Below are 9,930 nucleotides of genomic sequence, written 5' to 3'. Positions count from 1 at the left end.
AAAGCCTGCCATTATTAAATATCAATTAATTGCCGCGATTTAACCAAGGTTAGCTATAAGTCGGATAAATTCAGCTATGCTCAATCCTCTCTGTTAAACAAAAAGACAGCAACAAATGGATCTGAAAAGCGGTTATCCCTTCTGGGCGATTAAAAATGGATTAATGCGAACCTTTCCGGCGCTGGACCAGGATATTGTGTGTGATGTGGCAATTATCGGGGGTGGTATTACCGGGGCTTTGATTGCTGACGATCTGAGTTCAAATGGCTATGCAGTCGCAGTTATAGAACAGCGGGATATCGGCTGGGGCAGCACCGCCGCCAGTACGGCATTACTGCAATATGAAATAGATACCCATCTGACCGAGCTTGCAGCTTTGTATGGCGAGGTTGATGCCTTAAAAGCCTATCGGGCTTGTGCAGAAGCCATTACCGATCTTCAAAAACTTGCTGAAACAGTAGGTGATGTTGATTTCGAAATGCAGGAAAGTTTGTATTACGCCAGTCGCAACCGTGATAAACAGTCGCTCAAAGACGAATTTTTGTTGCGACAAAAACATGGATTTGATGTTGAATGGCTAGAGCCGGATGCGATAAAAAAAGCTTATGGCTTTAAATCGCCCGGTGCCATTCTTAGTAAACTGGCTGCACGAATTGATCCCTATCGGCTTGCTTCTAAACTATTGGACCGATTGCACAATAGCGGCCATAAGGTATTTGACCGCACTGAAATCAAGCAACTGAAACCGTCAGCAGATTCGGTTGAATTACTCACCACAACCGGCCATAAAATCAGTTGCCAGTATGTGATTGTGGCGACAGGCTATGCCAGCCAGAAATTACTTAAACAAAATGTAGCATCAAACCGTAGCAGCTATGCTTTTATTACCGACCCGATAAATCCCGAATTACTGGGCGAACTAAATAAAACCATGATGTGGGAATCCGCCAGGCCTTATCTTTATATGCGAACTACCGGCGATGGTCGTTTGCTGGTCGGTGGAGAAGATGATGATATCGATATTCCGGCAAAACGGGATAAACGGGTAGATAAAAAAGCCCAAACTCTGGCGAAGAAAGTCGAAAAACTTTTTCCAAAATTACCAATGAACCCGACATTTTCCTGGGCCGGCACTTTTGCCGAAACCGAGGATGGATTGCCGTTTTTTGGTCCACATAAGCAATATGGTGAACGCGTGCAGTTTGCCATGGCTTATGGTGGAAATGGTATTACTTACAGCATGATTGGCGCTGCCTTATTAAGAGCCAATATCGAACAGCGCGAGCATCCATTGGCAGAGCTGTTTTCTTTTTCCAGATTAGATTAATGCAACTGCAACTGAGGCAGCGACACAGAACAGCACCGTCCATAATGCAGAGCGCTTCAGCACGAAAATAATTAAAAAACCACCAAGGGCAATCAGTAAATCCAGCCAGTGATTAACGCCTTCGGTGATAATAGGATCATACAAAGCCGCAGCTAATAAACCCACTACAGCGGCGTTGATTCCAGCTACCACCGCACCGGCGTTGGGTAGATGAGCTAGTTGTTGCCACAGCGGTAACATCGCCAGCAATAATAGAAATCCCGGAATAAAAATTGCCAGTGTGGCGAGCAGGGCATTCCAGCCGGATGGCAACTGTGTTGGTATTTCTGCGCCAAGATAGGTTGCAAGCGTAAACATTGGGCCTGGAACTGCCTGAGCAGCACCATAACCGGTTAAAAACTGATCGGTAGTGAGCCAGCCAGTGGCAACCGTCTGCTGTTCCAGTAATGGCAACACAACATGGCCACCACCAAATACCAAAGCACCGGCCTGATAAAAACCAGCTAGCATATTAGTCACATTGAGCTGGCTACCAGCAAACAGACTGAGAATAAGCAGCAACATGAACAGGCTGAATAAGATCCAGGCAGTTTGTTTGCCGTAATTGACCGGGAATTTAAAATCCGCTGACAGTTGTTGCTGGCGACATAAAAACCATCCGGCCAGACCACCCAAGATTATTACGGCGATTTGCATAATTGCCAATTTAAAGATCAGCAGCAGTGCAAAACTTAATAGGGCAATCAAAATACGTTGCCAGTCTGGAGTTAATTTCTGAGCCATACTGATAACAGCATGGGCGACGACAGCGACAGCGACCAGTTTTAAACCATCAATAATGGCCGTTCCTATCGTATTGTTCATATGATGGGCGACACTGGCAAAAGCAAACAGCAGTATTGCAGAGGGCAGGGTAAACGCAATAAAGGCGGCAATAGCGCCCATCCAGCCGGCGCGAAATAAACCAATAGAAAAGCCCATCTGGCTGCTGGCCGGACCGGGCAGAAACTGCGTTACAGCAAGTAATTGAGAAAACTGTTGCTCAGTAAGCCATTGACGTTTGCTGATAAATTCAGTGCGGTAATAGCCTATGTGGGCAATTGGTCCGCCAAACGCAGTCAGACCCAATTTGAGAAAGGCGAAAAACACGCTGATAACATTCTTCAGATTGTTGTTTGCCTTCACGCTTAGATCCTCTTATTGATCAGTATGACTGTTTGTATCCTCGCGCAGCACTTCCAGTAATCGCTGCATATCAGCGGGTAACGGGATTTGCCAGCTGACAGGTTCACCCGTGGCAGGATGATCAAAACCTAATAACCCGGCATGCAAAGCCTGACGTCTTATATTCAATAACGCGGCCAGACAGCTTTCGGTCATCCCTTTAGGAATTTTGAAACGACCGCCGTATAAAGGATCACCTAACAAAGGATGCCGGATATATGCCATATGCACGCGGATCTGATGGGTACGTCCGGTTTCCAGTTTGCAACGCAGATGGGTGTGCGCACGAAAGCGTTCTTCAACTCGGTAGTGTGTCACGGCAATTTTACCGTTTTGTGTCACTGCCATACGTTTACGATCAATATTATGACGGCCGATCGGTTCATCGACAGTGCCGCCAGCAGTAAACACCCCACAGGCAATGGCCTGATATTCACGAATCACACTGCGTTGTTGCAACTGACTGATTAGAGAATGGTGTGCCTGCAAGGTTTTGGCGACCATCAATAATCCGGTGGTGTCTTTATCAATACGATGCACAATACCGGCACGTGGGACATGGATTAGTTGCGGTGCGTGAGCCAATAGAGCATTGACCATCGTGCCATTCTGATTACCTGCGCCGGGGTGCACTACCATGCCAGCCGCTTTATTGATGATTAATACTTCTTCATCTTCATAAATGATATCCAGAGCGATCGGTTCGGCCTTCCAGTTATCGTCGTGAATAACTTGTTGTGCGGCAATTTCAATCTGATCGCCAGTACGTACAGCATCTTTTGGACGGCAGATTTGCTGATTCAGCAAGACATCCCCGGCTTTGATCCATTTTGTCAGCTGCCCGCGTGAATACTCAGAAAACAGCTGTGCCAGGGCTTGATCAACACGCAAGCCACTTAATGACTCGGGAATAGTGGCATCTAGTTTAATAATTTCAGTCATCAATGGCTTTGCATAAAATGGGGTGGGTATTATAACGTAGCTAGAATCATCGCCGTGAAATGGGCGAAAGGGAAATTATGAAACGATTGTTGATATATCTGGCATTACTTCTGACGTGGACCGAGGTTAATGCTGAACCAAATATAGCTTTACTGGCATCATCCTGTGCGGGCTGTCATGGTACCAATGGACACAGCAAAGGTGAGATGCCAAAACTGGCCGGTTTGCAGCAAGATTATTTTATTCAGCAAATGCAGGATTTTGTCAGTGGAGCGAGGGAATCTTCAGTGATGCGGCATCATGCTGCGGCATATACCGAGAAAGAAATTCGCCTGCTGGCAGAGTATTTTTCAGAACAATAATCCAGACCTACCGTTTTTGGCATTGTGGGCAGAAATAGGTCGCCCGATTTGCCTGTCGAATCAGTTCAATCGGGTGGCCACATTTTTTACAGCCTTGATTTTGCCGGGCATAGACCCATAATTCCTGTGCGAAATAACCCGGTTTGCCTTCACTGTCACGAAAATCCCTTAATGTTGTTCCACCCGCGGCAATCGCTTTTTTTAAGGTCAGTTTAATGGCATCGACCAGCTTTTCAGCTTGATTTTTTGTCAGGTTTGCCGCGATGAGTTGCGGATGAATACCAGACAAAAACAGCGATTCACTGGCATAGATATTCCCAACACCCACCACTATTTCAGCATTCATGATAAAGGTTTTGATACTGATCTGACGCTTGCGACTACGTTGCAATAAATAGGTTGCAGTAAACTCATCATCCAGCGGCTCTGGACCTAAATGACTTAATAATGGATGTTGCAAAGGCGGTTCGCTGGTCCACAAAATCGCCCCAAAACGACGTGGATCGGTAAAGCGCAGAATAATGTTATTGGCAAAAACAATGTCGACGTGATCGTGTTTTTCGGCAGGCTGAAACGCAGTCAGAATGCGTAACCGACCCGACATGCCCAGATGAATAAACAAGGTGCCATCAGCAGTATTGAGCAGTAAATATTTGGCGCGGCGGCTGACCGATTGAATTATCTGACCACAGAGTTTTTCATCAAGTTTATCGGTGATGGGCCAGCGTAGACGAGCATCACGGATGATAACCTGCTGCACCTGCTGGTTTTCGATATATGGCGCGATGCCACTGCGGGTAGTTTCAACTTCAGGTAATTCTGGCATGTGTTAATCGTTTATTGAGAACAGGGCGTTGATAATTTGAGCCGGGAATTGATACTGCAATTGCAGCTGCGGATCAGTTAAGGTCAGGCTATCGTTATTATGCGAGACAACAAATTTGCGTTGAGTATTATCGGCTAATTCGATCAGTACTACCGGCTTGTCGTCTGCCAAGTCGATATCTGCGTTGATAACCACTTGCATAGCATAAGCTTGCTGCCAATTCTGTATAAGTGTTATCAGCTGGTCTTGGTTGTGATTGTCTGGACTAGCAAGCCAATTATTGTCTTGCTGATAAATCGATAATGCTGAAGTTTGTGATTGAGCATTATCATCGTGTAATGCTGGTAACTGAATAGACTGGATCTGACTTATCGGGTCCAATAAACGGTTATCGACAAAACTGCTGGCACTGGCACCGAGCAGTGGCGAAATATCATCATGAATTAAATAAATCTGTTGATTGTGCTGAATATAACGTTGACCACTTAACGATTCAGTATCACCAAACGCAAACTTTTGTTGATTAAATAGCAAGGTTAAGTTCGGTTGTGCCAAACCAAATTCAGCAAGATCGGTGTTATCTTTGACCTGAATAGGTGTTTGCACGGGCTGCTCTAGCAGACTCAATAACAACTTGATTCGGGTTTGATTTGCTCGCGCTTTGACGGGTTGCACTAACTGCCACTGTTGATCCAGTTGTAATCGAATGGTTTGTTGTTCTCTACGCTGAATTTCTATCTCAGTTACCTGAGTTGGATCAATGCTGTCAGATATCGTTATGACTGATGGTGGTGAATTGGATTCCGTCATCAACCAAATTAACAGAACCGCCACCACCAACAATAGTAGATTGGTCAGGTAGGTGCTTTTCATCGACGCCTTCTAACCCACCAGACGCATAAGCCAATGAGCAGTAAGCTAACAGGCAATAAAACTAAAAAACCTATTCCGATCATTAGCGATTGTCGATCACTTAAAACCAGTTGATTGTCTCGGGTTCTGATTAGCGGGATTTGTATAGAGTCATCCTCAGCGACCAGCCAGTTGACCAAAGCCATGGCCAGTTCAAGATTAGCGGCAGTGCCGAGATATAAATTGGAAACAAAGTCACCGTCACCAAACACTGCCACACGTTGCTTTTGGTTAACCGAAAGGTTTTTTTCCAGTAACACACTCAGCATTAATGGGCCGGGGATATCCAGATCTTCGTCAAACTGCAAGCTGTCCATCTCTGTGGGATTAATATCCGCTAATTTAGACCAGCTATCACTTTGCGATTGCATTAACTGTGTGACTTGCCAGGCAGATTCTGCTTCAGATAGTTGCATGGCATGGGCGCCGGGCATCAACGTGACACTGGAAGTTGCTGCAGTAACCGGATGATTGGCATAGTCTGTAACAATCACAAAACGCGGATCCTCAAGGCCTAACTTAGCTGCATTCGGATCCACCATGGTGCCAGGTACAAAACCCAGATTAAGCTGTTCACTGATAGCATTAAGACCAATATCAGTATCCGGTTCGCTTAGCCAAAGCAGATTGCCACCTTGCTGTAGATAGTCATTCAATAGAACAACATCAATTTCTGGCCAGGGCTTTTGAGAGCTGGCAATAACCAATACAACATTATCATCAGTGCTGATGTTTTTTATGGCTTCGCTCATCGAAAACGACTGTACATCAAAGCCAGTGATAGTCAGTTGGTTGCGCCACTGCGCCATATCAAATGCTGCATCGCCAACAATATCGCGTTCGCCATGGCCGGTAATAAACACCAGTTTGGGCAAATTACTACGGCTGACTTTGATAATGGCATTACTCAAGGATTGTTCTGATAAATCAAAGACGTGCTGCTGACCTTGTTGACCCGTTACCACCATTTCAGCCTGCTGTTGAATAGCAAGTTCGCGTACCCGCTGCGGCTGTGTCACCGGATCAATATAGGTGATGTTTAGTAGCGAACTATGTTGCTGATAGCGGTTTAACAAGTTTTCAGCCGCTTGTTGGTATTGATTTCCAGGGCTAATGAACACTTCAATTGAGACGGGACTATCAAGTGAACGCAAGAATTCGGTGGTACTGGCTGAAAGAGTGTGACGTTGATTGGCTGTCCAGTCAGACTCAAAAGTATATCTATTGGATAAAATGGCTACAGCGATAATGACCACCAGTAATAACAGGTAAAAAATAATCTGTTGTAGTCGATGCTGATATTTAAACTGTTTTGACATCTTCATTAACTCAACCTCGCAGCATCAAGACGGCGAATAGTCAGCAGAAGAAAAACCACACAAAACAGCACAAAAAAGCTCAGATCAACACTGCTGATTTGCCCGGCCAGAAGCGGTTGAAAATGTCCAAGCAATGATAACCAACCCAACCAGTTTACCTCTCCGGCACTGGCACTGGCGGCAGCAAAATCAATTATCCATAACAAAAACAGCAGGCAGAAGGTCATGACCGCGGCAATAATGGGTTGAGTGGTCAGCGAGGATAAATAGATCCCGGCAGCCACAAAGCTGGCGACCAGTAATACCAGTCCAATCATGCCCGCGCTAAGCTGGTAAAGATCAATTGCAGAGCCTGCGATAAGTGATAATGGCATCAATGCAATCAGCACTAGCTGCAACAGAAAAAAACCGAGATAAGCAATATATTTACCGAAAACAATCTGACTGGCTGAGAGTGGGGCGGAGATCAGTAACGGCAAACTATGATTGCGATGCTCATCAGCAAATGCCCGCATAGTGATAAACGGAGCGATCATCAACAACACGAGAGCGGCATTATTCAATAACGGCGCAATAACCAGTTCAGTGACACCAGGGGCACCTGGAATGGCGGAAATCTGCCCCTGGATCTGAGCAAAATAATCGATATGACTGAGAAACAGATACGCCAGTAAAAACTGCACCAAAGCCAGCATTACCCAGGCAAACGGTGATAAAAACAACCGTGAAAATTCCAATCTTGCCACGCACCACATTAGTTTATTGTCTCGACTGCAGCAGTATCAAAATTGATTAACTGCATAAAAATATCTTCCAGCGAATCCTGTTCACGTACCAGCTCTTGCAGTTGCCATTGTTTGCTAACCGCTTGGATTAACAGGCTTTCGGTCGGATCGTTTTCCGGGTGATAAAGAATACGGAATTGTTGAGATGATAAAACCTCAACTGACGCTACATGCTCTAGTGATTGTATTTCGGCAATTGGGGGAGGATTAGCGAAGCTGATCCTGAGACGACTACTTAATCGTTGCTGGTGCAGGGCAGCCAGACTGTCAGCAAAGATGACCTGACCTTTACTGATAATTTGTACCCGATCGCAGAGCATTTCTACTTCCGGCAAAATATGGGTCGACAGAATAACGCTATGTTCGTTGGCAATTTCACGGATTAATTCACGGATCTGTCGAATCTGCACAGGGTCTAAACCAGAAGTTGGCTCATCAAGGATCACGACCGCCGGGCTATGCACAATTGCTTGAGCAATACCGGTACGCTGCTGATAACCTTTGGATAACTGACCGATCAAACGTCGTTGTACCTCTCCAAGACCACAACGATCAATCACTGTATCGACAGCCGATTTCAATGCTTTGCCTTTCAGCCGGTTGAGCCTGGCGCAATGCTTGAGATATTCGCCGACAGTCAATTCACGATATAGCGGTGGGTTTTCTGGTAGATAGCCTAATTGAGCCTTGGCTTGTTTGGGTTGTGTTAACAGATCAAACCCATTGATACGGATTTCGCCGTTGTCAGGAGCCAAATTGCCACTGAGCATTTTCATCGTGGTGCTTTTACCGGCGCCATTGGGACCAAGAAAACCCAAAATTTCTCCACGTTTTACCGTGATATCAATATTCTGAACCGCGATATTAGGGCCAAAAAAACGCGACAGATTTTGTGCTTCGAGCAATATAGTCATAGCGCACTATAATACGGTTTTGGTCTGAATCGTCCACTCCGTTGCTTCTACATAAATATCACTCAAGCTTTCTAGTGAAAAATCTTGAGTATCTATGACATCCCACTGGCCCTGCTCATAAGCAATAACCATATCGAGTAGTTTGCCCAAAGGCCCACCGCGATGGGTTAACGCTAACTTTAATTCACCATTGAGAGGCAGTGAAATCATTAGATGTTCCATTGGCATGCCAATCATCACATCAATATTAGAGAACATACCGGTCAGGAATCCAGTCTCATCAGAGAAGCCATAATTTGGAGCTAATTTTTCACACATTTTGGCGCGGATTAATGCGTGGGTCATTAACTCTGCTGGCACAGATTCAATAGCATTTAATGCAATTAAAGTTGTCCAGGTTTTGATAGCTTTGAGACCAAGAATAATCAAGCCCTGCTGGATAGAGTCTATTTTTCTGCGCAATCCTATCGCGGCAGAATTTAATAACCTGAGAAGTTTATAACTGAGTCCCACTTCCTGCAGAATTAACCTTTCGATTTCTGAGAATTCAACATTGGGATCTTGAAGCCGTTCGATAATTTGAAATAATTTGAAGTGATTTTCCGGTACAGGCTTGTCTTCAATGATGGTTGGACGACAGAAGTAATAGCCTTGAAACAATTCAAATCCAAGCTGCATACATAAATTGAATTGTTCACGGGTTTCGATCTTTTCGGCTAACAGACGAACAGGGTAGTGTTTCAGTTCATGAACGTGTCTGGTTAATTTCTCTTCGTCAACATCGAGAATATCGACTTTAATAATTTTAGCCATTTTGACCAATGGTTTAAGTTTATCGTTATAGATAAAATCATCCAGCGCCAATGTATATCCTTGATAAACCAGTTTTTTTACTGCATCGAGCAAGGATTGATCTATTTCGATATCCTCAAGCACTTCAAGGACAATTTTTTCCTGAGTAAATGGAATGGGATCATCACTGAGTAAAAAGTTACGTGTGAGATTAATAAAACCGATATGTTCACCAATAACACGTTCGATGCCAAGTTCCATAAAGGCATGATTAATAACTCGACTGGTTGCCATATCAGCATTTTCAGCGGTTACCCCAGAAGTATTGCTCCTACCAGCTCGAAATAAAAGTTCATAAGCATAAACATTCAAATCACGATCATAAATTGGTTGACGGCCAATAATCACACGCGGTGCAACGACGCACATATTTTTTTCCTGAAGATGTAAGGAATAACTCCTTTTTTATTTTACCTGATTCAAAAAAAAACCCGCATTAAATAGCGGGTTTTTTTAGAAGCAGTTAA

The 9,930-nt window shown here is 44.6% G+C and carries 10 protein-coding genes; 2 read left to right on the top strand and 8 right to left on the bottom strand.

What is annotated here, in order from left to right; all coding sequences use genetic code 11:
* Nucleotides 1-115 precede the first annotated feature (115 nt).
* The gene (locus A9E74_RS05160; protein WP_069295581.1) at nucleotides 116-1,327 is read left to right on the top strand and encodes an NAD(P)/FAD-dependent oxidoreductase; all 1,212 of its coding nucleotides are present in this window, start codon (nucleotides 116-118) and stop codon (nucleotides 1,325-1,327) included.
* On the opposite strand, the gene chrA is transcribed toward A9E74_RS05160, so the two are convergent.
* Both chrA and rluD read right to left on the bottom strand, forming a co-directional pair.
* Nucleotides 1,319-2,512 carry a chromate efflux transporter gene (chrA, locus tag A9E74_RS05155; RefSeq protein WP_069295580.1) on the bottom strand — a complete coding sequence of 398 codons (1,194 nt, stop codon included), beginning with the start codon at nucleotides 2,510-2,512 and terminating at the stop codon, nucleotides 1,319-1,321. The two genes, A9E74_RS05160 and chrA, sit on opposite strands and share 9 nt — an antisense overlap.
* A 12-nt stretch (nucleotides 2,513-2,524) precedes the next feature.
* Entirely contained in the window at nucleotides 2,525-3,493 is a 969-nt protein-coding gene (gene rluD / locus A9E74_RS05150) for a 23S rRNA pseudouridine(1911/1915/1917) synthase RluD (protein ID WP_069295579.1), read from the bottom strand.
* Between the two features lie 77 nt (nucleotides 3,494-3,570).
* Between rluD and A9E74_RS05145 the strand changes: the two genes are divergently transcribed.
* A complete protein-coding gene (locus A9E74_RS05145) occupies nucleotides 3,571-3,855 on the top strand; it encodes a c-type cytochrome (RefSeq protein WP_069295578.1) in 285 nt (94 codons plus the stop codon).
* A 7-nt stretch (nucleotides 3,856-3,862) separates the two neighbouring features.
* Here the strand turns inward: A9E74_RS05145 and mutM are convergent, their stop codons facing one another.
* The 6 genes from mutM to A9E74_RS05115 are packed head-to-tail and all read right to left on the bottom strand — an operon-like array spanning nucleotide 3,863 to nucleotide 9,832.
* Nucleotides 3,863-4,681, bottom strand: a complete 819-nt coding sequence (mutM, locus tag A9E74_RS05140) for a bifunctional DNA-formamidopyrimidine glycosylase/DNA-(apurinic or apyrimidinic site) lyase (RefSeq protein ID WP_069295577.1) — start codon at nucleotides 4,679-4,681, stop codon at nucleotides 3,863-3,865.
* Between the two features lie 3 nt (nucleotides 4,682-4,684).
* Nucleotides 4,685-5,554 (bottom strand): DUF4340 domain-containing protein, encoded by an 870-nt coding sequence (locus A9E74_RS05135; protein WP_069295576.1) that lies wholly within the window; start codon nucleotides 5,552-5,554, stop codon nucleotides 4,685-4,687.
* Nucleotides 5,551-6,918 carry a GldG family protein gene (locus tag A9E74_RS05130; RefSeq protein ID WP_069295575.1) on the bottom strand — a complete coding sequence of 456 codons (1,368 nt, stop codon included), beginning with the start codon at nucleotides 6,916-6,918 and terminating at the stop codon, nucleotides 5,551-5,553. The genes A9E74_RS05135 and A9E74_RS05130 overlap by 4 nt, the downstream gene beginning before the upstream one ends.
* The gene (locus A9E74_RS05125; RefSeq protein WP_069295574.1) at nucleotides 6,918-7,667 is read right to left on the bottom strand and encodes an ABC transporter permease; all 750 of its coding nucleotides are present in this window, start codon (nucleotides 7,665-7,667) and stop codon (nucleotides 6,918-6,920) included. Before A9E74_RS05125 ends, A9E74_RS05130 begins: the two co-directional genes overlap by 1 nt.
* Nucleotides 7,667-8,611, bottom strand: a complete 945-nt coding sequence (locus A9E74_RS05120; RefSeq protein ID WP_069295573.1) for an ABC transporter ATP-binding protein — start codon at nucleotides 8,609-8,611, stop codon at nucleotides 7,667-7,669. The genes A9E74_RS05125 and A9E74_RS05120 overlap by 1 nt, the downstream gene beginning before the upstream one ends.
* Before the next feature lie 6 nt (nucleotides 8,612-8,617).
* Complete coding sequence (locus A9E74_RS05115; RefSeq protein ID WP_069295572.1) at nucleotides 8,618-9,832, bottom strand: EAL and HDOD domain-containing protein; 1,215 nt, start codon at nucleotides 9,830-9,832, stop codon at nucleotides 8,618-8,620.
* Nucleotides 9,833-9,930 lie beyond the last annotated feature (98 nt).

This window comes from Methylophaga muralis, from assembly GCF_001720165.1.
Taxonomy (GTDB): domain Bacteria; phylum Pseudomonadota; class Gammaproteobacteria; order Nitrosococcales; family Methylophagaceae; genus Methylophaga; species Methylophaga muralis.
Note: the sequence above shows the minus strand (reverse complement) of the source record. Positions and strands in the feature narration are given on the sequence as shown.